The organism is Priestia sp. TSO9, from assembly GCF_021029645.1.
In the GTDB taxonomy this organism is placed as follows: domain Bacteria; phylum Bacillota; class Bacilli; order Bacillales; family Bacillaceae_H; genus Priestia; species Priestia megaterium_E.
The window spans coordinates 668486-693824 of sequence record NZ_JAJEKD010000015.1; the positions used below are offsets into that span (position 1 = coordinate 668486).

The following is a 25339-nucleotide window of genomic DNA, read 5'->3' on the forward strand; positions in this document are numbered from 1 at the left end:
TCTTATAGCCTAGGAAAAACCGCTTTTAGAAGTATTTTTATAGCGTTTGAAAAAGAGAAATGGTCAGAACTAGCGTCAGCAAGGAGCCTGCGGATGTTAACATCATTATTTTTCGGTTACTCTGATTCTTTTCAGGCTTTAAAAACTCTTGAATGGCTACAAACCAGATAACAAAAGTGCTTAAAGAAAGTATCCCCATAGACATACGAGCATCTCCATTCTTATATGTATTTAAATTTTTAACGCATCTAATCAACAATATTTCTAGACCAAGTTACTAAAATAAAAGCCTCTTTTCATCTAATATTAACATAAAATTCCATAACCCTTTAATGCATTGTGTAAAACCACAATATTTTAAAAAACAGGCTATTTATAAAACACTCTTTTGAACTAGAAATGGACATACAGCTGTCTTTGACTATCCTCCTCCTTATAAAGGATATACTTATTTATAGAAAAACCTCTCAGATCCCATTAAATACTTACTCTATTTTCAGAGGAAGAAAGTTCACATTGTTAGGAGGAAGCGACATGATTAAAAAATTAGACCATTTTGTACTAACGGTAAAAGACGTTGAAAAAACGACTCACTTTTATACGGTTATTTTAGGCATGCAAAAAGAAACGTTCGGAGAAGGAAGAATAGCGCTTCGTTTTGGTGAACAAAAAATAAACTTACATCAAGCAGGCCATGAATTTGAGCCAAAAGCAAAGCATCCTCTTCCCGGCTCTGCTGATTTATGTTTTATCACAGAAGAAAAAATCCAAAGCATAATTAGTCATTTACAAAAACATGATGTAGAAATTGAAGAAGGACCCGTCAAACGAACGGGTGCTGTAGGTCCGATCGTTTCTGTTTATGTAAGAGATCCTGATTACAATTTGATTGAGTTATCCAATTACGTAGATTAAAGCAACCCTATAAAAAAAGAGAATGCGCGAGGCATTCTCTTTTTTAATGACTATATAAGCCGCTTTTTCGACTATAAGCTTTACTCTTTAGACTTACCTACCTCTACTTTTTTCGTAAACATTTTCATGTCACCGTCTACCGTAACGTGAGCGGTAATCGTATATTCACCGCTTTCTTTAAACGTATAGTCCGTGCTGTAGACGCCTTTTCCTTCGTGCGGTGCTTTTGTCATTTCTTGATTGATGTAGCCTTCTTTTTCAACTTGGAACTGCACGTCATCGGCGTTTTCCACTTTTTTGTCTCCTTGCGTCACAAGGACTTTAAGCTTGACTTGTTCATTTGCTTGAATTGATTCCGGTACTTCAATCGTTCCTTTTACTTCTTTTGAACGTGAATCATTTCCTTTTGAACAGCCTACTATAGCTATCATTAAAACGAATAATACGATGCTGAGTTTTTTCATTATGTTGTTCTCCTTTGTTATGTAAATGTGAAGTCTTCCTGCAATTTCATATTATACTCATTTATCTGGTAAAAAGAGAAAAAATGATTATTGTCCACATAAAGTTCTTATTTCTACAGTAGCTTTTGCATCTTTTCATTTCTCTACTCGCCCTTCGCTTCACAAAAAAAGCTGAAGAAGCTTATTGCCTTCTCCAGCTTTGCCTTTATCTTTGCGGTTCTTCTAGCGTATAAGCAGACAGTGCGTTTTCTACCCATCGTACAAAATCCTTGCTTGCTCCCCAATCAATATTTAGTATTCCTTCTGCGCTTCCTGAAGGAATACACTTTACTTTGTTTGGACCGGACACATTTTCTAAAATAATCATTAGTGATCCCCTGCCGCCGGTGCGGAAAAAATAGCGTTCAAACACAAGCGTACACATCTGCTTGCCGTCTCCGAGATCATAATATTCCTTGTATAATAAGTCACTTTCCGAATTATTTGCATTCACAAGCTTTTTTGCTCCATCAAAAGGAAGCAGCGTCGTTTTAAACTCAATTACCTTTTCCATCACTCAAGCCCCTTTCTATCGCAACAGATATGTACTACTTCTCTTTTTCCCACTAAAAAACCTGCCGCTTCTCTTTATGTACAATATGGTACAATAGAAAAGAAAAAGAATTGTTTGAACGGAAAAAGGAGCACACAACCTCAATGAATACACGAGATGAACTTATCCAAAATGTGGTTTCAACGATGCGAAACCAAACGAAAAAAATGCAGCTATCCGTTATCCCTACTTTAAAATCATATATTCCTTTAAATGAATTTTTAGCGCTTCACATGCTGTATAAAGAAGGGAATCATATCGTTTCTGAGATTGCCGAGCATATGCACATCTCAAACAGCAGCATGACGTGCATCAGCGACCGTCTCATGGAAAGAGAATTTGTTACGCGCGTACGCAGTCAAAAAGACCGTCGCGTTGTCTACTTATCCATTACGGATAAAGGAAAAGCGTTTGCAGAAGAAATGGAAAAAGTACTCACCAAAGAATATGGCGAAAAGCTTAGCCATTTTACGGATGAAGAATTACAGACGTTTCTTCGCTTGTTAAATAAAATGGATATCTAACAAAAACCAGATGCCCGCTAAGCAGGCATCTGGTTTTTATTTTGATTAGTTGTTGTTTACCTTCAAATTAAAGGCTTCCGAGGTTAAATTTTTTGAACTGTCGTTTTCGTAATCACTTACATACGGAACAAATCGCAGCATAACCACTCCTTTGTCGTTTCGATATTCTTCGTCCATTTCTAGCACTCTGTCTGTTCCTCCTCCACTGCCGCTTTCAGAAAGATCTCTTCCATTTTGGTCTTTTATTTTTACGCCCACGTTCGTTCCGTTTCGAATGCTTCCTGTTGACGATGTAAACGTATAGTGCAGCTTAATCGAAACAGGCGATACGCGAACTTCTTTAATGGACAATACACCTTCTATTCCTTTTTCGTTAATCGGAATTTCTTTGTTTAACGGATACACTTTAGTATCAGCAATAATTTTTGAGCCGTTTACGCTGGTGTGTACGGTCCAATTCCCTTTAATTTCTCCGTACGAATCCCGGTAGTTCCCGCTTTTCGTCTGACCAGGATTCTTTTCAAATTCGAGGCTTGTGAACTGCGCGCTGATTTGATAGTTTTTGTTTGGATCAATATGATTTAGCACGTTGTAGCCTTCCACATCGATTTTCCCGTCTCCGTTCGTGTCCGCTTGCGTTAATTTTAAAGCATACAGATAGTCCCAGCTTCCGTCTTTGTTTTTGATTGGTTCCTCTCTGATACTGGAAGCCGAATCAAAAAACGACAGATTACCAATTTTCACGCGCAGCTCTCCCGGTCGAATTGGGGTGTTTCGGTTAAGCCCTAGTGCCGTTCTTCTAAATTCATCTGCGCTGATCGTCAGCCCAAGCAGTACCTGTCCGTCATCAAGCATTAGTTCATTTACTTTTACTTCAATACCTTGGTCCGTTGCCGTTTCATTTACCGCTTTTTTATAGCTGCTCAAGCTGCCTTCAGGCTTGTTCATAAGCAGTTCGATTTGCTGACCAAGCTGCTGACTGATTCGCACAGCCGATGCCCATACCGTTTCGTTTTGTATCATCACAGGCGTTACAGCAAGCAGCAGCACCGCAGCGGCAATCAGCGGACGCGCTTTTTTCCGCGCCGGCTTTATTTCACGTTTTAAACGTTTTTTCATTCGTTTTTTCTCGCTTGCCGTTAGCTCGATTTCTTCATATTCATCAACATCTATAGAAGATCCATTTAATAAGTCGTACTGATTTTTCATCTTTGTCCCTCCTTATTTCTTATTTAAAAATAGCTTTTAACTTTTTTCGTCCGCGCGACAGCCGGTTGTATAAATTGCTGATGGTAGTCTTCTGTTTTTTAGCAATTTGTTTTAGCTCGACTTCTTGTAAGTAATACGCTTTAAACAGCTCCCGGTCTCCTTCATTTAGGTGACCTAAAAGTTCTTCCACGTCGTCCCCTTGAACGTTATGAACTCCTGATATTTCACCAAACTCCGCTTCGCCAAGCGGTTCGTGCTGCGTTTTTATGTATTTGCGCTGATAGTCGATGGCTTTGTACTTAGCAACAGCCGCAACCCAGTTTTTAAACGTATTTTTTTCCGAATCAAAGCGGTGAATATGATGCCACACGGCTAACAATACGTCGTTTACACACTCTTCTTCATAACCTTTCAGCGTGCCTAGATGCTTGCGTACAATGGCCGTAATTAACCCTCCGTACTGATCAATTAACAGCTCTAATCCTTTTTCTTTTTTTCGTGTTATACTCGCAACAATCCAGTCATCTTCCATGACATTGCTCCTTTCCGCTTGCTTTTACATCTATTAATACGGATTCTTTTTACAAAACCTATCAATCTTCCTAAATTAAATGAAAAATAAGCTTGTCCAGCATTTCTCTCATTGGTAAAATAAGCTAAAACCTTTGAAGGAGGCCGCTATGATTGCCTATCCTTTTCTGACATCCAACCCAACCATCGGCATAACCGCACCTTCTTCTGGTGTACCTCAAGCTCTTCACTCCATGTTTTCTTTATCGTGTGAACGCATGAAACAAAAGGGCTTTTCTGTTATACCGGGAGAAACCGTTTGGACGCAGCATAAAGCAAAATCCGCTTCTCCTAAAAAACGTGCAAATGAGCTTCAAGCCATGATTGCTGATGAAAACATCGATATCATTATTCCTCCTTGGGGAGGCGAGCTGCTGATTGAAATTCTTGAACATCTAGACTTTACAAAATGGACAGCAAAATGGGTGCTTGGCTATTCTGACACCAGCGTTCTTTTGCTGGCTATTACACTTAATACCGGGATTGCAACGGCTCACGGAACCAACTTTGTGGACTTGCGAGGAGAGCACTGGGATCCAACGACTGCGATGTGGCAGCAGATGCTGTCGACCAAAAAAGGAGAAAGCGTGGCTCAAATTTCTTCTGATCGCTATCAAAAAGAATGGCAGCATGACAACCCGTCACCATGCGTGTTTCATTTAACCGAACAAACCGTTTGGAAGCATACAGAGTTAAGCGACATGCACATCGAAGGTCGTCTTCTCGGAGGATGTATTGACGTGATCAGGCACTTAGTAGGAACTCCTTTTGGAGACGTAAAAACGTTTCGAGAAAAATACATTCCTGCTGAGCCGGTCATTTGGTACTTTGACAACTGTGAACTGACGACGGCTGACCTTCGCCGTTCACTTTTTCAGCTTAAGCTAGCGGGCTGGTTTGATAACTGCTCGAGTATTTTATTCGGCAGAAGCAGCGCTAATCAACCCGTTGATTCCTACACCGCTGAAGACGTGTATCATGATCTTTCCTCTGACTTACATATTCCAGTTATCTATGACATCGACTGCGGCCACCTCCCTCCTCAGCTCACGCTTATTAACGGCGCGTATGCGAGTGTTAACGTAGAGAAGAACAAAGGCACAGTCGTTCAATACTTTACATAAAAAAAGGAGCTTGTATAAAAGTAGTTTGATTGAAGGAAGATCCGAACGAACTTGATTCTTGATGGAGAATCCAGTTCGTTCGGTTTTTTTATGGGTATAGTGAACGTAGGCTTGTTTTATATTTCATATATGTAGGTGTTTCTAGTGGTTGATTGGAGGGCAAGACGAAGACTCCTGCGGGAAAAGCGGGACAGGTGAGACCCCGCAGGAACACACGCGACGAGGAGGCTCACCGTCCGCCCGCGGAAAGCGAAGTCTTGCACGGAAATCAACAGCGGTTTATTTCGTTATGTCCCAATCTTATTTTACATATCTGTCATCAGTAATATAAACGTCCCAAGTAAGAAAAAAGTTGCACCAAACCACGAGTGGTAGTACTCTTTTTGCTTTCTTTCAAACTTCCATTCTTCGAAACCTCGAATTACGTAGAGGAGAAAAAAGAAAAGAAACATAAAAACCGAGGTGTAGGCTGGAGGTATAACGAAGATGAGCACTAAAAACGAAGCAAGCATCACCATTTCAATTGTGATAAACAGCGGACGCCTTCCTTTAAAGCTTCTCCAATAGCTTTTTTTCATCTTTGTATGCAGCTTTTTTCGCATGAACAGATCCAGAAAGATATAAACAACTGCCAGAATCAGCAAATACACAAGCGTCATTTTCATTCCTCCTTCTCACCAAAAATATCCTTATAATTCCATTTTAAAGAACTTTACACAAATTTCAAGCGTCTAAAAAATCTTTACACAACTTATTAGTGCAAGCATTCATATATTCAAAAATCGCTAATATATTGACTAATGTACAGGTTAAATTCTCTGTATAAATTCACCTAGAGGGGGACATCAAGTTATGAGAATAAAAGAAGTGAAGCAAGGTGCACTCGCAGCGCTGAAAAACCGCTGGGGATTTGCCGTACTGCTTACGTTCGTTACGTATCTAATTGCTGCCGGTATTCCAGGACTTATTGACTTTCTTGTTAACGGATTTCCAAGCGGGTCCGAAACCGAATACTCGCAGTCTACCTTAGCTAATATTGTATCTCTGCTGCTCGTGCCGCTCTTCTTTTCTTACTACTGGGTACTATTGCGTCTGGTGCGAGGAGAAAGTGTACGTGTAGGAAACGTGTTTGATTCGTTTTCATGTGCGGGATTATATTTTAGAACACTCGGACTTTACTTGCTAACGATTATTTATACCGTGCTATGGAGCATTTTATTAATCATTCCTGGCATCATCAAAAGCCTTGCCTATTCACAGGCCTACTTCGTATTCCGCGATAACCCAGATTATTCAGTCAACCAGTCTATTACTGAAAGCAGACGGTTAATGAACGGCTACAAGTGGACCTACTTTCTACTTGTTTTAAGCTTCATCGGCTGGGGAATTTTAAGTATCATTACGCTTGGCATCGGGTTATTATGGCTCGTTCCGTATGTAACGACTTCGCTTGGCGTATTTTATGAAAAGCTAAAAGCAAATGAAGCAGAAGTCGCTGAATAAACGAAAAACCGTATTCGAGTTGCGAATACGGTTTTTTATTTAGGTTTGGTATTCTCTCCATGTACATTAGTTAAGATTTGTACCCCGTTATTCACTAAGTTCGATAGCAAACTATGTTACCATCGAACTATATACCCTAGAAACAGCAGCTATTTAGCTGCTGTTTTTTGATTTCCCCTCTTTTTTAACGGAAAAACGGAAAAATGCCATGCCACTTACATATTTTCTAATAAATCTATGAATTCCCTAAACATTTCTACCTAGATAAATTGTCAGAATTATTACAGAGAAGGTGACAATTCTACTTATATCGCCCTTTAATATTAAAACTATGTTACAAAATGTCGTAATTTGGAATTAGATGTTTACTTTTCCTGTCAGGATTGATAGACTCACAGTTGTGAATAAAACAAGTTATGGAAAGGGAGAAAGAACATGCTAAAGAAAGCAAATCGTACAGTTATGAATATGGGGTTAGCAGCATTACTTGTTCCCGCTGCCCTAACATTTAGCACAACTTCAGCAAGTGCAAATGACGGAGGCGCTGCACCAGCACCCGTACAAGAAAAGGTAACGCCAAGCGTACCTCAACAACAAGCAACTACTACTACTAATCAAAAAGTCATCGTAAACGTGAGTGCGTTAAATATTCGTCAAGGAGCTAGCTTTTCATCTCCAGTCGTTGGAACTGCAACACAAGGTCAAGAGTTTGCTATTTTAAAAGAAGCAAACGGCTTAGTTGAAATTGCACCAAACAAATGGATTTCAAAAAGCTCAAGCTACGTAACAATTGCATCAGGTAAACCAAGCGCAAGCCAAGTAAAAGGTGTAAGCACATCAACTCCTTCTACTTCTACAGCATCTGCATCTGCAGCAAAAGAAACTAGCACACCAGCACCTGCTCCAACAACAAGCACGGCTTCTGGAAGCACAGTAAATGTTGCACGTAGTTTAGTAGGATCACCTTACCAATGGGCAGGAAACACACCAAGCGGATTTGACTGCTCAGGCTTTATCGCATACGTGTTCAACCATAGCGGTCACAGCATTTCACGTACAAGCGTAGCAAACTACTGGAACATGGCGACAAAGATTTCGTCTCCACAACCAGGAGATCTAGTATTCTTCCAAAACACATACACAAGCGGCCCATCTCACATGGGAATCTACATCGGAAACGGCCAAATGATTCATGCTGGTTCACACGGTGTAGCAGTAGCTGACCTAGATGTTTCTTATTATCAAGATCATTTCTTAGGATACGGACGCTTCTAAGAAAAAAATGCCCTCTAATCGTTAGATACGTTCTAACGATTAGAGGGCATTTACTTTTTATCGCTGCGCGACGGAAAGCGCCTTTTCAATACGCGTTTGAAATTTATGCTTCCAGTCTTCAGCCAGCTCAGCCACTTCTAAAGCCCGCTGCATTCCTTCTACATCTTTTGAATGATGGAAATATAAATCAAGCGTAAACCAAACGGATACTTGGTTTGGATGAGCTTCAATCAATTTCACTTCCGCATCTTGCGTAATCGTACCTTCTTTCAGCACGCGGCAAAGATAGCCGGTATAGCTTGTCTCAATCATTCGTTTTAAAATTCCTTTAACGCCCGTTCTCTTTGTAATCGTGTCACATGGGTTTCGCCCTTGCGTCACTTGAATAACGGCGTCTCCCACTTGATAAACGTCTCCAATGCATACGTCTTTTTCAACCATGCCCGCTAAGACAAGATTTTCTCCAAACGCAGACATCGGCAGCTCCGCATCAAATTCTTCGTTCCATTTTTTGTAGTGTTCATACGGATACACGCACACTGCACGATCCGGTCCGCCGTGATACTTTAAGTTCGCTACGCCGTCGCCTTGAAACCCTTCTTTTGCTAAAAAGGTCTCGTCTACTTGCTTCTTGCATATGCCTGTGCGCATTTCTTTGTCAGGACTGTATGCCATTTGCTCAGGCATACCGGTTGCTAAATGAATTATTTTACGTTGATTCATTCGTACCTCTCCCTTCGCCGTTTTTCCTTACTAATTACGTCATATTTTACCACATTTTAAAGATGGCGCTCTTATTTTTTGTGTATTCCACTAAAATCTTGGCAATATCATGAAAGTTTAAAAAATATTTCACAATTATATTAAAAATATCTTCATTTCCTCTTTTTCTTTTGTTCGAAATGATTTAAGATAGTAGAGGCTGTCGAAATATAAGTTATTATGTCAGTTCTGCATGTTTTTTTACATATTAGCACATAGTAAATATTATTTTACACTTACGTCATTTTTTACAATGGCCTAAAAAATTTTGCCCATTTTTAACAAAATTGGCGTAGAAGTTCCGTTTTTGTATAAAATAGAGGCCGATTTACATAGTCATTTCTATGCACGTCCCTCTTTTATAAATATAGAGTACATGTAAGGAGAAAAGTAAATGTCAATTTTAATGGGAATTATCGGAATTGTAATTGTCTTAGCAGTTGCGTTCCTCATGTCAAACGACAAGAAACTTATCAACTACAAAGGCATCGCAGTTATGCTGGTTATTCAGCTTGCTATCTCTGCTTTTATGATGAATACATCGATTGGTCGCAAGGTGCTTGACTTTATCACAAGTGTATTTACAAAGATCTTATCATTTGGTAACGACGGAATTTCGTTCGTGTTTGGAGATCTTGCAGGAAAAGGCATTTTCTTTATCCAAACGTTAGTTATGATTGTATTCGTTTCAGCATTATTAAGTATTTTAAACTACTCTCGTATTTTACCCTTTGGGATCAAATATATCGGAGGACTTGTTTCAAAAATTACCGGACTTCCCCAAATTGAAAGCTTCACAGCCGTGAATGCGATGATTTTTGGTGATACAACGGCGCTAATTGCGGTAAAAAACCACATCGGAGGTTTAACACCAAACCGTTTATTTATCGTTACAACAACATCTTTAGTATCCGTTTCTTGTTCGATTTTAGGCGCATACATGCAGATGATTCCGGCTGAATACGTATTAATTGCCCTTCCGCTAAACGTATTCTCTGGCTTAATCGTTTCTTCTATCGTTGCACCTGTAAAAGTGGAAGATGAAAACGAAGTCGATATCAAAGCACCTGCTAAGCAAGGTACGCTGTTTGAAGCAATCGGTGACGGAGCACTAGACGGCGGACGCGTTGCGTTAATCGTAGCAGCCATGCTTGTTACATACGTTGGTCTTTTAGCATTAGTGAACTACGTACTAAACGGCGTAATCGGATTAACGGTTCAAGACATTTTAGGCTATATCTTCTACCCAATTGCCTTTATCATGGGTATCCCGGCAGACGAGCTAATGAGAGCCGGCGGCGTAATGGGAACAAAAGTAGTAGCAAACGAATTCGTTGCCATGCTTGACTTCCAAAAAATGATGCCTAACCTTTCTGAAAAAACGATTGGTATCGTATCAGCTTACTTAATCTCATTTGCCAACTTCAGCTCAATCGGTATCGTTCTTGGTACGATCCAAGCAATCAACGGCGAACAAGCTTCACGCGTTGCCAAGTTCGGCTTGAAGATGCTGTTAGTCGCTACAATGGGTTCGATTTTAACAGGTATTATGGTTGGATTGTTTATTTAATGAGGAAAGCACTCACGTTAGTGAGTGCTTTTTTGTTGGGGGTGGTTCTTTTTGGGTTATATCAGGAGCGTTTCTACAATGTTGAAATTTATTAAATATCTCTGTTGACATACTCCGAGTTATCGGCACTATTATCAAATGCTTTTTATCTTCATTCTAATAACATTTAAATTAGTTTTACATAATGGATTAAAGCAATATCTCTTATCCAATAAAAAGACAGCTTGCTTTATCAGCAAACTGCCTTTTTTGTAATGACCCGTCCGGGATTCGAACCCGTGTTACCTTTTTAAAAGGATAATCTCTTGACCACTTGGCCAACGGACCAGATAAAATTATAAAATGGCAGAGAAGAAGGGATTCGAACCCTCGCACCGCGTTAACGATCTACTCCCTTAGCAGGGGAGCCCCTTGAGCCACTTGGGTACTTCTCTGTATGGATCTCCCACTGAGATACTGTGGAATAATAGTAGGCCTAAGTGGGCTTGACACCTACCTCACGCTTATCAGACTTGGGCTCTACCAAAATGAGCTACTTCCCGTTTATGGCGCGCCCGAGAGGAGTCGAACCCCTAACCTTTTGATCCGTAGTCAAACGCTCTATCCAATTGAGCTACGGGCGCTTCCTAAAATGGTGCGGATGAAGGGACTTGAACCCCCACGTCATAAGACACTAGATCCTAAGTCTAGCGCGTCTGCCAATTCCGCCACATCCGCATGTGAAAAATGGTTGCGGGGACAGGATTTGAACCTGCGACCTTCGGGTTATGAGCCCGACGAGCTACCGAACTGCTCCACCCCGCGATAATAACAAAGATACAATGGAAGAGGAAGAGGGATTCGAACCCCCGCGGGCTTTGACACCCCTGTCGGTTTTCAAGACCGATCCCTTCAGCCAGACTTGGGTATTCCTCCATATTTCAGGTTCAATGGTGGACCTTGTAGGACTCGAACCTACGACCGGACGGTTATGAGCCGTCTGCTCTAACCAGCTGAGCTAAAGATCCTTTCTAAGTTCTCTATTAAAATGTGGAGACAGCAACCGGATTTGACCGGTGATAAAGGTATTGCAGCCCTTGACTCTGTCACCAATAAGTATGGAAATTATTTATAGTCAGTCACATTTATCCGTATGCTACCCCTTCATATGAAACATGCACTAGTAAGTTAATAATTAATATTTGTTTCGCTACCAACAAAAATTATTTTACCTTATAATTTCGTAGAAGTCAACATCTATGTAAATTGTGTTTTAATACTTAATTTTGCAATTATTAAGTAGGAACATACACCTAAATAAAAAAACTCTGTAACAAGAATCATGATTCTTGTTACAGAGTTTTTTTATAAAAAGGTTTGCGTAATCGCATTTTCTAAATCTCTTGTAGAAGATTTTAGGTATCGTTTTGTAACATTCACATCAGAATGGCCTGCTAATTCGGCAACTGTTGCAATATCTATCCCTTTCTTAACTAACTCATGACAGAAAGTATGGCGTAATTTATGAGGATTTACATTATATTTTTTTAACATGTACTGAACCGTACGTGCAGACATTCTTCTATCAAAATTAGAGACAAATAAAGCTTCATGACTAGAATCAAGTGAATCAATATATTTCTTTAAACTATTTCTTGCCTCTGTAGAAAGAGGAACAAGTCGCTTTTTAGACCCTTTAGCATTACGAATAATTAAAAAACCGTCAGATTGGTTAATCTTTACGTCTTTATGATTCAAAGCACAAATCTCTGATACTCGAATCCCTGTATGTAATAAAGTATATACAATAGCAATATCACGAAGGTTTCCCTGTTGCTTTACTTCAGATAAAAGGCGGTCACGCTCACTTGCTTCTAATGACTCTGGTACAACCTCGTTATTTTTCTCTTTTTGTTTACGTTCAATATTTTGAACAATTTCTGGTTTTTCAAGAAAGCGTGCAAAAACGCTAATTGTTACAAAAACTTTTTCTATAGTCGACGCACTTTTATTATTAGATTCAAGGTTAACCATATAAGTTTGGACATTATTTCTTGTTACTTGATCTAAATGTCTACCTTCACTTAGAAGCCATTCATGAAATTGGTTTAGCACTGCTCGATAGGTTTTAATCGTATTATCAGATTTGCCTGATTCTATTAACCATTGGCTAAAGTCATCAATCAACGGAATAACTTCTAGGCTATTTTTTTTCACTCTAAATCCTCCTACATGTACTAATAAATTACGTAAAACATACCATTTAATTTCGTAGAAATCAATTTAAACGAAATTAATATACAAAAAAACAGCCCATCATATCAATGATGGGCTGTTTTTTTGCCTGACAACGTCCTACTCTCACGAGGACAAAGTCCCCACTACCATTGGCGCTAGAGAACTTAACTTCCGTGTTCGATATGGGAACGGGTGTGACCTCTCTGCTATTGCCACCAGACCTATTAAAGATAGTTTTTTTACACTAAATAAAAATTGCTAAGTAAAAACACCGTGCACCCGTCATTGACATGATCAAATAAGCGTTACGTGTACAGTTAGCTCGACCGGGTTGTGCTGCAACACACAGAAGAATCTACTTATGGCTGCTTCCTTCCGGACCTGACCATGTTCATAGGTTTCTGTTGTGCAGGACCTAGTTGTCAACACCACTTGTCCAAGTCAGACCTTACCTGACTCATACCTCTGTTAGGAATTAAACCCTGCTAAGGCGGATTGCAGGTTACAGGGCACCGCCATCTCCCCGTCTAGCACGGTATGTATAGTTAAGGGATTCCCACCTATGTCGTCCTCCCAATCTGTTTTGTGAACCCGCGATCTCGCAGGTGGGTTTCCGCATATTAACGTTCCAGCGATCCTGTGTCAAAGACAGGCATGGCATCCGTCAACAAATGTAGGAATCCCAAATAAACAGTACGGTTCAAAACAAATAGGGCATAACGTACATTGTAGGATAAGTATTTAATGTGTTTATTGATGATATAGATTATCCTACAATGAAATTTCGTAGAAGTCAACATAAACGAAAAAATATCTCCTAACTCTCAATGTTTTCTTATTTGCTTGATTTTCTGTTGTTGGGAAGGGATTCCTTTGAAAGGTGGAAGTTATAAGGAGTCGTGTTTCATTATATTGAGTCCTCCACTTAAAAGTGAAGTTCATTACGATTAGATTTTTATACATCCTTGATCTGACAACACTTTTCTGATGCGGTTATTTTTCTTCTTATCCTCTCCATAAAAATGGGAGAAAAATAAAAAAGCCTACATAAAACGGCTTTTTTATTCTAAGAGTAAATTATTGTTCTGTTAGTTCAGTTATAGAAACACTTTGCTTATTAGTTGGTTCATCCAGGTTATGAATTGTAGCTACCCCATTTTGTTGGTCTACATGCTCAATGTAAATGCTTTTCCCGTTATGTATGACATTGGCCATGTCCACTGAATCGGCAATTTCTTGTGCTCTTTGTGCATCCATCTTTATCTAGCCTCCTTTTTATTTATGACAGTGAAAGTATTTGTTTTTAATTAATTTTTATGCATTTAATTCCTCTATATAAAATCAATTTTAATTTTTCAACTGAGACATAAAACAGTAAAAAAGCTATCTCATTCATAATTTGAGATAGCTTTTCATTTTATTATTCAGTTTAATCTTCTTCTGGAATCTTAATTAAAATGGCTATAGCTATTGTTGCCAAAAATATAACCCCTAAAGTTAGCAATAGACTCGTACTCATATGCCTCATCTACCCTTCTCTTTTCATCCCTATGATTCCATTTTAGCAGAGGAAATTAGGTAATAAAACTGGAAATGATAGCGTTTTACTAAAAATTTTATACATGTTAAAATAATGTAGTTGTTTTAACTCAACCAACGTATTCAACTTTTTGCTTGAATAGAGCAAGCTACCTCTTTCCTATTTTGGGGTAGCCCTTTTTTTATCGTGATAAAATGTTGTTTTGGATCTATTCCTTCCTAACCTCGGTTTACATTCGTTATTTACGAACCTGTTCAATCTCTTCTTCTGTAAGATCCGTTAATTCAGATATTGTTTGATTATCCATACCTTTTTGCAGCATTCTTAACGCTACTCTCTTAATAGCTCTTTTTTCCCCTTGTTTTTCAGCTTTTTTTTTAATGTCAATGTTTTATCTACTTGGAATTCCTGGTTTACTTCATAAGTCATTAACATTTGTGGATCCTCAGTTACACGTGCCCATTCATTCATCGCATTTTTCAACGTTTGATCTTTCTCCATTACAACTTCCTCCAAAAATGAGTAAAATCTTCATCTCTTGACACATTAAACAACAATAATTGTTTTACTAATTATGTGTCTCTTTTACGATACTATTCTCACCTATTCCAAAATCAAATTAATCCCACAAAGCTTGTCCGTCCACTCTAAAACTAAAAAAGAGTAATATTAAAATCGCCTTGCCATATATACATATGCTTTTATTTCACCGTGACGGTTAATTCTCTTTCTGTAAAAACTCGTTTAGCAATAAAAATAGCATTTAACACTCTAGGAAAGCCCGTGTATGGAATACAGTGAGTAATGGCTTCTACTATTTCATGTGGTGTGAGACCTACATTAAGCGCAGCATTAATATGAACATTTAATTGTGGTTCACACCCTCCTTGTGTCGTGAGTGAGCTTATTGTAACCAGTTGTTTTTGCTGTAGGTTAAGTCCTTCTCTTGTATAAATATCTCCAAAGGCAAATTCAATGACATATTTCCCAATGTCAGGAGCAATGTCTTTTAATGATTCAATTACTCGTTCCCCACCCTCTCCATCTACTTCCATTAACGTTTTCCAACCATTTTCGTAACGTTCATTCGTCAACTGAATCTCTCCTTACAACTGAGTTAGTTTATTTACAAGTTAGATATTACGCTTTAGAGCGCGCTCTAAAGCAAGCATTTTATTTCTCATGTTATAATAATTAATATGGAAAATTTATTCAGTATTCAACAAGTAGCAAGTATGACCGGTCTTTCTACACATACTTTGCGTTATTACGAAAAAATTGAATTAATAAAAAATGTGCAAAGAGACCAAACCGGATATCGGCAATATACAGACTTTGATCTAGCTTGGATTCAGTTTTTAATTCGTTTACGTGTTACAGGAATGCCTATGCTTAAAATGAAGCAGTTTTCTGATTTGCGACAGAAAGGAGAGTCTACTATTACGGCAAGAAAGGAATTGTTAGAAGAACATTATAAAGATGTCTTAGGCAAGATAGAGGAACTAGAGTTAAATTCGCAGAGAATTGAAGAAAAAATTGCGCACTATAAAAAATTAGAGACAGCGGAGAAACAGCAGTTTTAACAAATATAAAAAAGACCTTGAAAAATGGGTTTCAAGGTCTTTTTTATAGCACTTAAGCTAACATCAAACAAAACCGCTTAGTTCATATATGCAGCAACTTTGATATATTCCCACCTAAAACTCTGTCTGCAACCTCTCCACTAGTTGTATTTAAAAAATTCGCGTGTCTTGAATACCGGCTTTTTGGAGTTCCTGTTTAAAGGATTCTCCTTTTTTTTAGTTTTCATAATTAACAAATCTATACTAACTCCACTCATTCATAATTGCCAAAAGTTCATATCCATATGAACCGCGTTTTTCTTTTAACAAACCTAAGATTAAAAGTGGAATCAATTGATTTCTCCTCATAAAATGGGATTAATTTTGCTTTACTTACTTTCATTAATAGTAGAGACATTAATAGAAAACTCCTCAAAACTTACTTGTCCCAAGGCAAACTTCATACTTTCAACAAATATACGTTCATTTTTAGTTAGTTCACGCTTTGCTTCCTTTTCAATCCATTCATGCTCAACGTCTAAAACATCTAAAACATGCTTTTGTTTTGAAAAAGCCTCATAGTATCTTAATCCAAACTTTCTTTGGGAAACGGCATCAATATGAATGCCATCTGGATTTGCTGTTAAGCCTTTTGATGTTACAAAATAACCATTTTTTTCAGTATGGGCAACTTTAGATAATAGCTGGTTTATTTGTTTATATTCTACAGCGCTTTTTCCAAATCCCACATCTCCAAGGTAATGTCCCAACTCACCGATAATAATCGGGATATCTGGTGCATTCAATTCTTCTCTCAACTGTTTAAATAACGAAAGCAATTTATCTTCATACGTCTTATAACGTTCTCCGTAACTGTCGCTTTCTCCTTGATGCCACAGAATTCCCACTAACTCACTTGTTTCCATTGCGAATTTTGCTTCAGAAATCGCGTGTCTGGTTAATAGTCCGTCAATTGTCCACTCATCAATTGAGCTTCCTCCCTCAGCACATGGTATTAACCCAATGGACTCGCCAGGATGATCCTCTGTCCAAGCTTGAGCAAAAGAGGCTGCCGGCCCAACACCAGCTATGTGACGATCAAAATTAAGCGGTTCTGCCATCGTTTGCCATCTACCGTTTCTCAACATATGTATATGCTCATTATAAATCGGCGGTACATCCTCAATAAATCCTCTGCCTGCCATATTTGATTGTCCAATTAACAATACAGATTTCATAGAAATACCTTCTTTCTCTTCCATGTTGATTACTTTTTTCTAATTTGCTCGTGGTTATACTTACAGAATTAGTTACACTTTGATATATATCTTAATTGATAGCTTCAAGGGCTTGTTTCAAATAATCCATTTCAGAGGTTATATCATCTATCTGTTGGTTTAACTGACTTACTTTATCAAGAGTATTCTGTGCATCTAATAAATTAATTTCTAACATCAACCGGCTTGCTTCACTCTCAAGTTCCAGTCTCTTTGCAAATAATACCTCATGCTTTTTTATAATTTCAGATTTTAAATTCTTACTATTGGTTTCTTTCATACTTCTACCTCCCTACCTTGTAATAACAGTATTTTATTGGAATATAGATTTCCCTATATAATTTAATAATTACCTACAGAGACGGTTTGTGTAATGGTTAAAATTCCCTTTTTTCCTTAAAGGAAAACCACATTTATTTCGCATTTACATAAGATGAATAATAAGAACCCATTAAAATGAATTCCATTATTTAGCCTTATTAGATGGCGTTCATAAGTTCTTGGTGTTGACATTCAGATACATACTGAGCGTTCAAAAGCTTCCCTAATTGTTAAAAACAAATGCAATATTCCAAAATAAGGGAAAATGTAAATCGTTTAGTTTTTTTTGCAGGAAAAGAAAGCGAAGTATATAAAAATAACAGTATGCATTAAAAAGTGTTAAGAACATTTTATTATCATTTTCTATCAGCACGAGAGCAATATTGAGAAAAGAGCTTATATAAGTCCGTGTCTTAAGTATGCCTATTGTATAGAATGGGTTACTTAGTAACTAAGGGAAGGTGATTTATATGTTAGGGGAAGAAGATTTAAAAGTAAATTGTATATCAGCTGCTATAGGTTTACTCATCCAACATAACATTATCACTCACCAGGAACTGGACAAACTAACTAAAACAAATTACCAAGTTTTTTACGATTTTCTCATGGATAAGCTAATTGAACAAGAGTTTAGTAAGGATAGAGTGGTACAAACATAAGTACTTCAATAAAACAAAAACCGCAAAATTAAAAGAAAAGATTTCCTATTTCAAATATAATTCTTATAAGGCTCTTTACATATTAGACAGATATAATATGTAAGGGCTTTCTTTTTTTAGCAAAGCCTCCTATAGTTTAAATGTATTTCTTCACAATCTATCATTTTATTAAAGGAAGTCTGCCAATATTGTTACAAAAAAGTCCTCTCCTCGTTTCAAGAAAAGAACTTATATTCAGTGAATTTTATAAGCTACTTCCAAGTCTGATCTAGTTTATCTGAGTAGAAATGTAAGGCTTTTTTATAACTTAGTATTTCATTGTCATTTGTCGTATGTAGTAAGCACTTCAGTAACAGTTCCATCGCTTTGCTGTGTTCTTTTAAATTGTATAAGGTCATGGAATAAAACACTTTAATTACATGATTATCTGGGAATAACTCCATTCCTTTTAAAAATGTCTCTTTTGATTTTTCATATTCCCCCAAGGCTCTATATGTGCTGCCCAATCCCAATATTGCCCCTTCCATATCCTTAGAAGGTAATCCTATCTTTATGGCATTTTCGTAAAAGGGTACTGCCTTTTCTTCTTCTCCTAATATGTCGAAGCTCCAAGCACATTGATAGTTATATAAAGCATCGTCTGGAAATTCCTTAGCTAACTCACTTAGCAATTCGTTAGATTCTTTGTGATTTCCACTCTTTCGTAACGCTAATGCTTTACTTAGTTTGTTATTCAACTTAAATCTCCAACCCTTCTTTTTCCCACTACTTTTTTATCGCTTAACATCCTTTCATATCCAGAAATTCAGCGTATTCGTACACTTCATCCAGATCTATTTCTTGCTTTAACTATCTGTTTAATTTTTAAAGGCTAATCCATTGGCCTGCAAAGCTGTTCTAAGTTTAGGTAAAGAAGCCGGCCCCATACCATGAAATTGTAATATTTCTTTTTCACTAAATGTTGATAGCTGCTGCAAAGAAGTTATCCCTTTGCTTTCCAATGCTCGTCTTGCTGGTGCTGATAGCATGGAAAGAAATCCGTCTTCAGGTTTGCGTTCTTTCTCACAGGTGGGGCAGGTCGGACAGCTACTGCTTTTATAATATTTGTGTCCTTTATGACAGATTCTTAGATTTCCTTTTTGGGTTTTCATTTTTAACCTCTCCTTTTCTCAAGAGTCTTTTAGCTTTTATCCCTTGCCACTTCTTCAACGGATGGTTTATGAAGGAACAAACATCCTACGTACAGTAAACTAATTATTATTAAATGCTTGTTAGTCTCGTTTCAGATAGTGTAGCTCCATTACAAATCATGCTAACACCTTACATGTTTGCGCTTGAAACCAAGCCGTCCTCTATCTATATCCTTTTGAATGTTTTCGGCAGCAAGAAGAATACTACTTTTTTTCTTATCTTTCTTAACTTCGACTGGACCTACTGCCCTTGCAGTTTCAAGCGCCTTCTCATGAAGCGGCAAATATGAAACACCGACTGTATAGATAAAATTATTCATAGCGGATTTCGTTCGATTTGGAGAATCGTGAATCGTATTTTCCACTTGATTAAGCATATCGGCAATCTTGCTTGTGCTAAATTCATCGTCAGGACGATTACCCAAAAGCCAGCAGTAACAACTCCATCCTGCCGACATTTTAAGTTCTTCATCACTTGCAACCCATCTATCAGCAACAACTTGCGCAAAATCGGTTTCTGACAACGTTACTGCAACTACATAATCGGATAGCATGTAGAAATACGCTTTATCAATCCAACGCTCAAAATCCTCCGCAGTCATCTCTTTTGGGTCTGCAATGATACCAGCAAAATACATAGCATCGTAATTGCCAGACGTATAAAGCTGCTCGGCTAAAGCCTGATTTTTCTTGATTTTCTTTGCAATCGTCTTCATTTTTCCTGTTGCCACTCCAAAAAGTGGATCGTGTGCACCATTATTTATGTAAGTCTTTTTAATTCGTTCCGTACCAAGCGCTTCAAGTTCTTTCATAACCATTACAAAATCCACCGTTCCGTACCCTCCTTCTTCTCCGTTCATAATCTGCTTTTTATTTCCGCCAAAAAGTTGAGCAGTCTTTCTTATCTAACATATTAAACTCGATTATTTTTTTTAGTAATTCATAGTTTACTGGCTCAGTCCATAGAATTCGAAACAGGCCTTTGGTAGCGCTGTATCCAGCCTGGGTGATGTCATGATTAAAGTGCGCCATGCCTGTTTCTTCAGGTGAAACGCTCAAATGATGTTTCGCTGAGGCAAAGCCGATGATAAATGTTCCATGATCAGTAAACATTGGAGTATTCCATTTAATTTGTGGTTCCAAATTCGGGAAAGTATTAGCAACCCAAGCCAAAACCTCCTCTGTTCGGTCACGGTGGTCAGGGCTATCTATACGCGCTAAATATTCTGCAAAAACTTCCATAGCATTTTCTCCTCAAATAAATTTTTTTAATCTACTCTACTTTTATACAAATCAAACATCAATCGTTCATTTAACCTTATTTCATTTTCAACTCAAATACATTAACGATTTATATTAGCGATGTTTTAAATAAAATGTACTAATCATTTAATCCTTTTCCATTAAGAATGTTCGGAATGCATTTTTCAACTCTTGATGCTCGAGTCTTAGATTGTTTGGCCGCAGAAAAATGAAGAATATATGCTCTTTGCCGTCCTGGAGTCAATGTAGTAAAAGCATCTTTTAGCGCAGGTATTTCATCAAATTTATGCTGTAGCTCTTCAGGAATAATGAGTTCTTCAGGCTTTTTAGCTTTGACTTTTAATCCGGCTTTTTCCAACTCAATGGCCTCATAAATATAAGCTTTTAAGATAGCTTCCTTTTCAGCTATTTCTTGCACATCGGTAAAGCGAATTTGTCGCGCCCCTTGTACATTCTCCGTTTGTTGGATTAGAATACCATGAGAATCTTGTAGCAGAGCACCTTTAGGAAACAGCAGTGCACAATATTCTTTAAATCCATGCATTAAAACAATGTTTTTTTTCTCAAACGTATAACAAGGGTTCATCCATTTAAAATCTTCGGTTAACTCACAGTCAAGAACAATCTTTCGCAACGTCTCATATTCTTCTTTCCACTTTTTAGCTTTAGTTAAAAATTCATCAACCTTAGGATTCATTTTACTGTTTGTCATCAAGGAACACCCCTATTCAATTTTTTAATCTGTGGCTCTAGCAATAATATAGTCAGCCGTCCATTCATTTAATGGTGTTACTATTCTTCAAATGTAGGAAATGCCCTTCTTCAACGTTTGCATTTAATATAAAAAAAACCAAAGCAAAGAATGCCTTCATGTCGATACATATAATGAATCTGTTTGGCAGCTGCTCATAATCGATCAAAAGAACCTTCCAAAAAAAGAACAGTCGTTCCCTATATTTTATAAGAACAAACGTTCCCTTTCAATAAAAACTCTAAAACTTTCCGAATTATTCCTATGAATAACGTGGAATTTATTATTTTATTAAAAAAGAAATACCTTATATACCTAGAGAAAGATATCAAGATAACGAAAACAAAAAAACGTGAGAAAATGTTCTACAAAGCAAAATTTCGGAATGAAATAATCAACAAAATTTGCCATAATAAGTGAAGTAAGGAGGTGTATTATGTTTCGATTGTATGGAGCCTTAATTGGGCTTAGTTTAATTTGGGGTTTATCTTTTGTATTTATGAAGTGGCTGCTCCCCTCAGCTGGCATATGGGGAATTGTATTTTTTCGTTGTTTAGCAGGTGGTATCATCTTGCTTCCGTTTTTATGGTGGAAGCGCAGAAAAGTTAAAGAGAAACTGCCCTGGAAGGCATTGATTGTTGTTGGCATATTTAACTGTGGTTTGGCGTGGGGATTAATTTCCTTAAGCGAAACTGAGATAAACAGTACAACTGCCTCTATTCTGAATGCAACCACTCCAATCTGGACAGGTCTTATCGGATTTATTCTTTTTTCTTATCGACTTACCGGACGTCAGTGGATCGGTATTCTTATCGGTTTTTTCGGGATACTCGTCCTTATGGATTTTCAATTTGGTCAGATTTTCGGGAAAGGGTTTGTTGGGATTGGAACAATGCTTGTTGCTTGTATCTGCTATGGGCTTGCTGGGCAGTTAACAAAACGGTTTTTGTCTGAGGTGAGCGTACTAACTATAACAACCTTCACCCTACTAACAGGTGCTATCATTGGTTTAATTGGGATGCTGATTACCGAACCATTTAAATCAGATTTATTGATTCACCCACTTCCGATTCTGGCGATTGTGGGTCTCGGCTGTTTTGGTTCAGGATTGGGTCAGTTAATCTATTTTTATATTAATAAAAATGGTGGCCCTGAATTAGCAGCGACGGTTACTTACCTGATCCCTGCCTCGGCCATGGTATGGGGTTATTTACTACTAGGAGAGACAATTACTCCAAACGTAATCGTTGGACTACTTATTATCTTTGCTGGCGTTTATCTTTCATCGAGGAAATCAAAAAGCAAAACTCCGCATGTCACTCTCGTTAGCAATAAACAAAATTAAGTAAGTAGATTCTATAATGTGAGTCTTTAAAGTTATCTCCGAGAGGAAAATTAAGAAACTGAAAGACTACAGAATATGATATATGTCAAATGGAATTCATCATATGTGATGATAAGACGTAATTCTAGTTGTTCAATCTTGTTTAAAAGGCAGCCCTCTATTTGGCTGCCTTTTTTATTTCAAGGCAGAAAATAATTTTAACATTCACTGCTAGTTACCCTATGCAACACAACATCAAACAAAAACGCTGAATTTATATATTTAGCAGATTCGAGATATTCCCACCTAACACTCTGTCTGCAACTTCTCCTCTAGATGTATGACGCTTAACGGCCTGTAAATTTAAATATGGATCTCCATATGGAAAATCTGAACTAAATAACGTTCTCTCAGGTATTTCTTTTATAGCCAAAGACAAGGCGTATGTTGTATAAAATGCAGATATATCTAAGTAAGCATTTTTAGTGTCTTTTATCACCTCTATCGTTTGTAGCCAATGAATTCCGCCCATATGCCCGTATATAACCGGCACATTTTCATATTTTTGAGTGAGAAGAAATAACTCTTGAATATCCTTTAAGTTCAAAGGATGAAAAGTATGTACCCAGATAGGCAAAGACGTATAGTCACTTGCTGCTTTAAATATAGGTTCTAACAATGGAATTTGACCTGGGCCAAGGGTAAATTCTCCAAGACCTTTCATCTTTTGCTCTTTGACAAGCTTCTCTACCCAATCGTTTAGAGTGACATCACCAGAAGAAAAAGAAAGTGGAACCGAACCAAATCCAACAAACCGATTCGGGTGCTGCTTAATCGCAACGCTTACTTCTTCTAGCGCATTTAAGCGGGCTTGTAGAGGATTCACCTCGTTATTTAGAATTTGATTTAACCTGTTCATTTCGGCTGTAAATTCTTTAACATTACTGCTTTTTTCTGGATGAACAAGAGTAGAAAACAATACGGTTTTATCTATTCCACTGTCATCCATCATTTTAATATGTTTCTCTATAGGCAAAACCACATGTGCATGACTATCAATAATCATTTTGTTTCTCCTTTTCATTTCTTTCATGAAAGACTTCATTAGCAACTTTCAAAATCGTATTTAAAGCTACAGGAAATCCAGCATAAATGACCATTTGTAACATTACTTCTAAAATTTCCTCCTGTGTCCATCCAACATTCAACGCCCCGTTTATATAAAATTTCAACTGTTCCGTATTGCCTAATGCAGTTAGGCCAGCCACTGCAGCAAGAAGGCGTGACTTTAGGTCTAAGCCTGGTCTCGAGAAAATTTGTCCGTAATTAAACTCTACAGCTAACTTTCCCAAATCAGGGAGAGCTGACTGTTCAAAGCCTGCCATTATATCCTTGTAGTTCTCTGGATCAATCTTAGCTAATATATCTAATCCTCGTTGAAAGTTATCTGTATGTGTTCTCATTACATATTACTTCCTTTCTTATTCATGAAATTTCCTATCATTTTTTTAGGAATGTTCATTGGAATTAAAGAACAAAAGCTAATGGCTATCATCAGTATGGCTATTTCACACACCCCATTCCACTGCCATTTAGTCCATGCAAGTAAACCCACATAAGATCCTAGGGACCCGCCTAAAAATGTAGAAACCATATATAACCCATTTAATCGACTTCTTTTCTCTTCTCCTAATTGAAAAATAGTAAACTGACAGGCAACTTGGTTCGCTTGAGTACCTATCGTTATGAGAAGAGCTCCTAAAATTAACCCAGGCAACCAGTACCCTCCCCTTATAAGGCCTATAAAGGCAAGTAAAGATATGGACATACACAAAAGACTTGCAACCCTCGCCCCTTTTGTATCGATTAAACGTCCGATAATCGGCGTAGCAAACGCTCCTGCTATCCCGACTAACCCTATTACCCCTACCATGTCACTTCCATACGAATAGGGATGTGTATGTAATAAAAAGACAAGCGTGGTCCAAAATGCGCTAAAAGAAGCAAACATCATCCCCTGACTTACACATGCTTTTTGCAGGGCTCTTTCTTTTATAAACAGCGGACCTAACGACATGAGCAAGTGTTTATAACTAGTGGCATTTCCTCCCTTATTTTTTGGAAAATAAATGCAAACTAACAAAATCATAAAAAGTGTAGCCACAGCGGATGTCCAATACACCATTCGCCATCCAAAATGAACATCAATAAAACCACTAGCAAGCCGAGCGCCTAAAATACCACAAACTAATCCAATGGCGACATTTCCTAAAACTTTTCCTCTACTATGATCTGAAGCTATATTCGCAGCCAGCGGAACGATAATTTGAGGAACAACCGTTACGATTCCTAAAGCTAAGCTTGTAACCATCATCCACGTTTTGTTAATAGATAAAGCGTTTAAAATTAGAATGATACATATAGAGAATAATAAAAACAAAATTAATTTTTTTCGTTCAAAGATGTCTCCTAACGGTACTAACAAAAGATTTCCTAGTGCATATCCAATTTGAGCTAAGGTAGCTATAATTCCTATGCTGGCTGCAGAAACGTGAAAAGTAGCGGACATGCTTACTAAAAGAGTTTGGTTCAAGTAGACGTTAGCCACTGTAAATCCGCAAACAGTAGCCATTAAAAGAACTAATCCTCCTGATATATGAGACGTCTTTTTGCTATCTTTTACTATCATCTGTTTCACCTCCCTTACCTAGATCATAAAATAAGGAT

The 25339-nt window shown here is 37.7% G+C and carries 31 protein-coding genes, 6 tRNA genes, 1 rRNA gene and 2 other RNA genes; 10 read left to right on the plus strand and 30 right to left on the minus strand.

Going from position 1 to position 25339, the window contains the following annotated elements:
- Window positions 1–37: 37 nt before the first annotated feature.
- The gene (locus tag LJC66_RS18515) at window positions 38–205 is read right to left on the minus strand and encodes a hypothetical protein (RefSeq protein ID WP_230933234.1); all 168 of its coding nucleotides are present in this window, start codon (window positions 203–205) and stop codon (window positions 38–40) included.
- A gap of 329 nt (window positions 206–534) precedes the next feature.
- Between LJC66_RS18515 and LJC66_RS18520 the strand changes: the two genes are divergently transcribed.
- Window positions 535–915, plus strand: coding sequence for a VOC family protein (locus tag LJC66_RS18520; RefSeq protein ID WP_230933235.1), 381 nt, complete (start codon window positions 535–537; stop codon window positions 913–915).
- Window positions 916–995: 80 nt separating this feature from the next.
- Here the strand turns inward: LJC66_RS18520 and LJC66_RS18525 are convergent, their stop codons facing one another.
- Both LJC66_RS18525 and LJC66_RS18530 read right to left on the minus strand, forming a co-directional pair.
- Window positions 996–1379 carry a FixH family protein gene (locus LJC66_RS18525; protein ID WP_230933236.1) on the minus strand — a complete coding sequence of 128 codons (384 nt, stop codon included), beginning with the start codon at window positions 1377–1379 and terminating at the stop codon, window positions 996–998.
- Window positions 1380–1584: 205 nt separating this feature from the next.
- Complete coding sequence (locus LJC66_RS18530) at window positions 1585–1932, minus strand: DUF6054 family protein (protein ID WP_230933237.1); 348 nt, start codon at window positions 1930–1932, stop codon at window positions 1585–1587.
- A 143-nt stretch (window positions 1933–2075) separates the two neighbouring features.
- Between LJC66_RS18530 and LJC66_RS18535 the strand changes: the two genes are divergently transcribed.
- A complete protein-coding gene (locus tag LJC66_RS18535) occupies window positions 2076–2495 on the plus strand; it encodes a MarR family winged helix-turn-helix transcriptional regulator (RefSeq protein WP_063247511.1) in 420 nt (139 codons plus the stop codon).
- A gap of 45 nt (window positions 2496–2540) precedes the next feature.
- Here the strand turns inward: LJC66_RS18535 and LJC66_RS18540 are convergent, their stop codons facing one another.
- Window positions 2541–3704, minus strand: a complete 1164-nt coding sequence (locus LJC66_RS18540) for a DUF4179 domain-containing protein (RefSeq protein ID WP_230933238.1) — start codon at window positions 3702–3704, stop codon at window positions 2541–2543.
- Between the two features lie 19 nt (window positions 3705–3723).
- A complete protein-coding gene (locus tag LJC66_RS18545) occupies window positions 3724–4236 on the minus strand; it encodes a sigma-70 family RNA polymerase sigma factor (protein WP_230933239.1) in 513 nt (170 codons plus the stop codon).
- Window positions 4237–4384: 148 nt separating this feature from the next.
- Here LJC66_RS18545 and LJC66_RS18550 point away from each other — a divergent pair, with 148 nt between their 5' ends.
- Complete coding sequence (locus LJC66_RS18550) at window positions 4385–5398, plus strand: S66 family peptidase (RefSeq protein ID WP_230933240.1); 1014 nt, start codon at window positions 4385–4387, stop codon at window positions 5396–5398.
- 148 nt (window positions 5399–5546) lie between these two features.
- Entirely contained in the window at window positions 5547–5729 is a 183-nt protein-coding gene (locus tag LJC66_RS18555) for a hypothetical protein (protein ID WP_230933241.1), read from the plus strand.
- Here LJC66_RS18555 and LJC66_RS18560 read toward each other — a convergent pair.
- Complete coding sequence (locus LJC66_RS18560) at window positions 5704–6057, minus strand: DUF4181 domain-containing protein (protein WP_230933242.1); 354 nt, start codon at window positions 6055–6057, stop codon at window positions 5704–5706. The genes LJC66_RS18555 and LJC66_RS18560 overlap by 26 nt on opposite strands.
- A 193-nt stretch (window positions 6058–6250) precedes the next feature.
- Here LJC66_RS18560 and LJC66_RS18565 point away from each other — a divergent pair, with 193 nt between their 5' ends.
- Together LJC66_RS18565 and LJC66_RS18570 are read left to right on the plus strand one after the other, a co-directional pair.
- Window positions 6251–6901: a DUF975 family protein gene (locus tag LJC66_RS18565; RefSeq protein ID WP_230933243.1), complete on the plus strand. Its 651-nt coding sequence runs from the start codon at window positions 6251–6253 to the stop codon at window positions 6899–6901.
- Window positions 6902–7336: 435 nt separating this feature from the next.
- Window positions 7337–8176, plus strand: coding sequence for a C40 family peptidase (locus tag LJC66_RS18570; RefSeq protein ID WP_230933244.1), 840 nt, complete (start codon window positions 7337–7339; stop codon window positions 8174–8176).
- A 57-nt stretch (window positions 8177–8233) separates the two neighbouring features.
- Here the strand turns inward: LJC66_RS18570 and LJC66_RS18575 are convergent, their stop codons facing one another.
- Complete coding sequence (locus LJC66_RS18575; RefSeq protein ID WP_230933245.1) at window positions 8234–8899, minus strand: MOSC domain-containing protein; 666 nt, start codon at window positions 8897–8899, stop codon at window positions 8234–8236.
- A gap of 433 nt (window positions 8900–9332) precedes the next feature.
- Here LJC66_RS18575 and LJC66_RS18580 point away from each other — a divergent pair, with 433 nt between their 5' ends.
- A complete protein-coding gene (locus LJC66_RS18580) occupies window positions 9333–10508 on the plus strand; it encodes a NupC/NupG family nucleoside CNT transporter (protein ID WP_014458944.1) in 1176 nt (391 codons plus the stop codon).
- Window positions 10509–10851: 343 nt separating this feature from the next.
- Here the strand turns inward: LJC66_RS18580 and LJC66_RS18585 are convergent.
- The 13 genes from LJC66_RS18585 to LJC66_RS18645 form a co-directional block, all read right to left on the minus strand.
- Window positions 10852–10942 (minus strand) — tRNA-Ser (locus tag LJC66_RS18585).
- Between the two features lie 112 nt (window positions 10943–11054).
- A tRNA-Arg gene (locus LJC66_RS18590) sits at window positions 11055–11131 on the minus strand.
- Window positions 11132–11140: 9 nt separating this feature from the next.
- Window positions 11141–11225, minus strand: a tRNA-Leu gene (locus LJC66_RS18595).
- Between the two features lie 10 nt (window positions 11226–11235).
- Window positions 11236–11312 (minus strand) — tRNA-Met (locus LJC66_RS18600).
- Between the two features lie 18 nt (window positions 11313–11330).
- Window positions 11331–11423: transfer RNA gene (locus LJC66_RS18605), tRNA-Ser, on the minus strand.
- Window positions 11424–11438: 15 nt separating this feature from the next.
- Window positions 11439–11515: transfer RNA gene (locus LJC66_RS18610), tRNA-Ile, on the minus strand.
- A gap of 337 nt (window positions 11516–11852) precedes the next feature.
- Window positions 11853–12704: a tyrosine-type recombinase/integrase gene (locus LJC66_RS18615; RefSeq protein ID WP_230933246.1), complete on the minus strand. Its 852-nt coding sequence runs from the start codon at window positions 12702–12704 to the stop codon at window positions 11853–11855.
- A 125-nt stretch (window positions 12705–12829) separates the two neighbouring features.
- Window positions 12830–12945 (minus strand): 5S ribosomal RNA (rrf, locus tag LJC66_RS18620).
- A 51-nt stretch (window positions 12946–12996) separates the two neighbouring features.
- An RNA gene (gene ffs, locus LJC66_RS18625) (signal recognition particle sRNA large type) lies at window positions 12997–13261 on the minus strand.
- Window positions 13262–13274: 13 nt separating this feature from the next.
- Window positions 13275–13463: non-coding RNA, 6S RNA (gene ssrS, locus LJC66_RS18630), on the minus strand.
- Between the two features lie 339 nt (window positions 13464–13802).
- Window positions 13803–13982 carry a small acid-soluble spore protein H gene (locus LJC66_RS18635; RefSeq protein WP_230933247.1) on the minus strand — a complete coding sequence of 60 codons (180 nt, stop codon included), beginning with the start codon at window positions 13980–13982 and terminating at the stop codon, window positions 13803–13805.
- Window positions 13983–14595: 613 nt separating this feature from the next.
- Window positions 14596–14766 carry a hypothetical protein gene (locus LJC66_RS18640; protein WP_230933248.1) on the minus strand — a complete coding sequence of 57 codons (171 nt, stop codon included), beginning with the start codon at window positions 14764–14766 and terminating at the stop codon, window positions 14596–14598.
- A gap of 200 nt (window positions 14767–14966) precedes the next feature.
- Window positions 14967–15359: a carboxymuconolactone decarboxylase family protein gene (locus tag LJC66_RS18645; RefSeq protein WP_230933249.1), complete on the minus strand. Its 393-nt coding sequence runs from the start codon at window positions 15357–15359 to the stop codon at window positions 14967–14969.
- A 105-nt stretch (window positions 15360–15464) separates the two neighbouring features.
- Here LJC66_RS18645 and LJC66_RS18650 point away from each other — a divergent pair, with 105 nt between their 5' ends.
- On the plus strand, window positions 15465–15848 hold the full coding sequence (locus LJC66_RS18650; protein WP_195696770.1) for a MerR family transcriptional regulator: 384 nt from the start codon (window positions 15465–15467) through the stop codon (window positions 15846–15848).
- Window positions 15849–16216: 368 nt separating this feature from the next.
- Here LJC66_RS18650 and LJC66_RS18655 read toward each other — a convergent pair whose 3' ends face one another.
- Entirely contained in the window at window positions 16217–17065 is an 849-nt protein-coding gene (locus LJC66_RS18655) for a sialate O-acetylesterase (protein WP_230933250.1), read from the minus strand.
- Between the two features lie 91 nt (window positions 17066–17156).
- Window positions 17157–17384: a hypothetical protein gene (locus tag LJC66_RS18660; RefSeq protein WP_016765065.1), complete on the minus strand. Its 228-nt coding sequence runs from the start codon at window positions 17382–17384 to the stop codon at window positions 17157–17159.
- A 511-nt stretch (window positions 17385–17895) separates the two neighbouring features.
- Here LJC66_RS18660 and LJC66_RS18665 point away from each other — a divergent pair.
- Window positions 17896–18084, plus strand: a complete 189-nt coding sequence (locus tag LJC66_RS18665) for a hypothetical protein (protein WP_230933251.1) — start codon at window positions 17896–17898, stop codon at window positions 18082–18084.
- A 251-nt stretch (window positions 18085–18335) separates the two neighbouring features.
- On the opposite strand, the gene LJC66_RS18670 is transcribed toward LJC66_RS18665, so the two are convergent.
- The 5 genes from LJC66_RS18670 to LJC66_RS18690 form a co-directional block, all read right to left on the minus strand.
- Window positions 18336–18821 (minus strand): tetratricopeptide repeat protein, encoded by a 486-nt coding sequence (locus LJC66_RS18670; RefSeq protein ID WP_230933252.1) that lies wholly within the window; start codon window positions 18819–18821, stop codon window positions 18336–18338.
- Window positions 18822–18941: 120 nt separating this feature from the next.
- Window positions 18942–19235 carry an RNA polymerase alpha subunit C-terminal domain-containing protein gene (locus LJC66_RS18675; RefSeq protein WP_230933253.1) on the minus strand — a complete coding sequence of 98 codons (294 nt, stop codon included), beginning with the start codon at window positions 19233–19235 and terminating at the stop codon, window positions 18942–18944.
- A 161-nt stretch (window positions 19236–19396) separates the two neighbouring features.
- A complete protein-coding gene (locus LJC66_RS18680) occupies window positions 19397–20104 on the minus strand; it encodes a DNA alkylation repair protein (RefSeq protein WP_230933254.1) in 708 nt (235 codons plus the stop codon).
- 40 nt (window positions 20105–20144) lie between these two features.
- Window positions 20145–20516 (minus strand): iron chaperone, encoded by a 372-nt coding sequence (locus LJC66_RS18685; RefSeq protein WP_230933255.1) that lies wholly within the window; start codon window positions 20514–20516, stop codon window positions 20145–20147.
- A 139-nt stretch (window positions 20517–20655) separates the two neighbouring features.
- Complete coding sequence (locus tag LJC66_RS18690) at window positions 20656–21249, minus strand: YdeI/OmpD-associated family protein (RefSeq protein ID WP_230933256.1); 594 nt, start codon at window positions 21247–21249, stop codon at window positions 20656–20658.
- Window positions 21250–21724: 475 nt separating this feature from the next.
- Between LJC66_RS18690 and LJC66_RS18695 the strand changes: the two genes are divergently transcribed.
- Complete coding sequence (locus LJC66_RS18695) at window positions 21725–22633, plus strand: DMT family transporter (protein WP_230933257.1); 909 nt, start codon at window positions 21725–21727, stop codon at window positions 22631–22633.
- Window positions 22634–22886: 253 nt separating this feature from the next.
- On the opposite strand, the gene LJC66_RS18700 is transcribed toward LJC66_RS18695, so the two are convergent.
- Genes LJC66_RS18700 through LJC66_RS18710 form a run of 3 tightly spaced genes read right to left on the minus strand, consistent with a single transcriptional unit; the run spans window position 22887 to window position 25301 of the window.
- A complete protein-coding gene (locus LJC66_RS18700; protein WP_230933258.1) occupies window positions 22887–23678 on the minus strand; it encodes an amidohydrolase family protein in 792 nt (263 codons plus the stop codon).
- Window positions 23668–24075, minus strand: a complete 408-nt coding sequence (locus LJC66_RS18705) for a carboxymuconolactone decarboxylase family protein (protein ID WP_230933259.1) — start codon at window positions 24073–24075, stop codon at window positions 23668–23670. Before LJC66_RS18705 ends, LJC66_RS18700 begins: the two co-directional genes overlap by 11 nt.
- The gene (locus tag LJC66_RS18710; RefSeq protein WP_230933260.1) at window positions 24075–25301 is read right to left on the minus strand and encodes an MFS transporter; all 1227 of its coding nucleotides are present in this window, start codon (window positions 25299–25301) and stop codon (window positions 24075–24077) included. The genes LJC66_RS18705 and LJC66_RS18710 overlap by 1 nt, the downstream gene beginning before the upstream one ends.
- Between the last annotated feature and the right edge of the window lie 38 nt (window positions 25302–25339).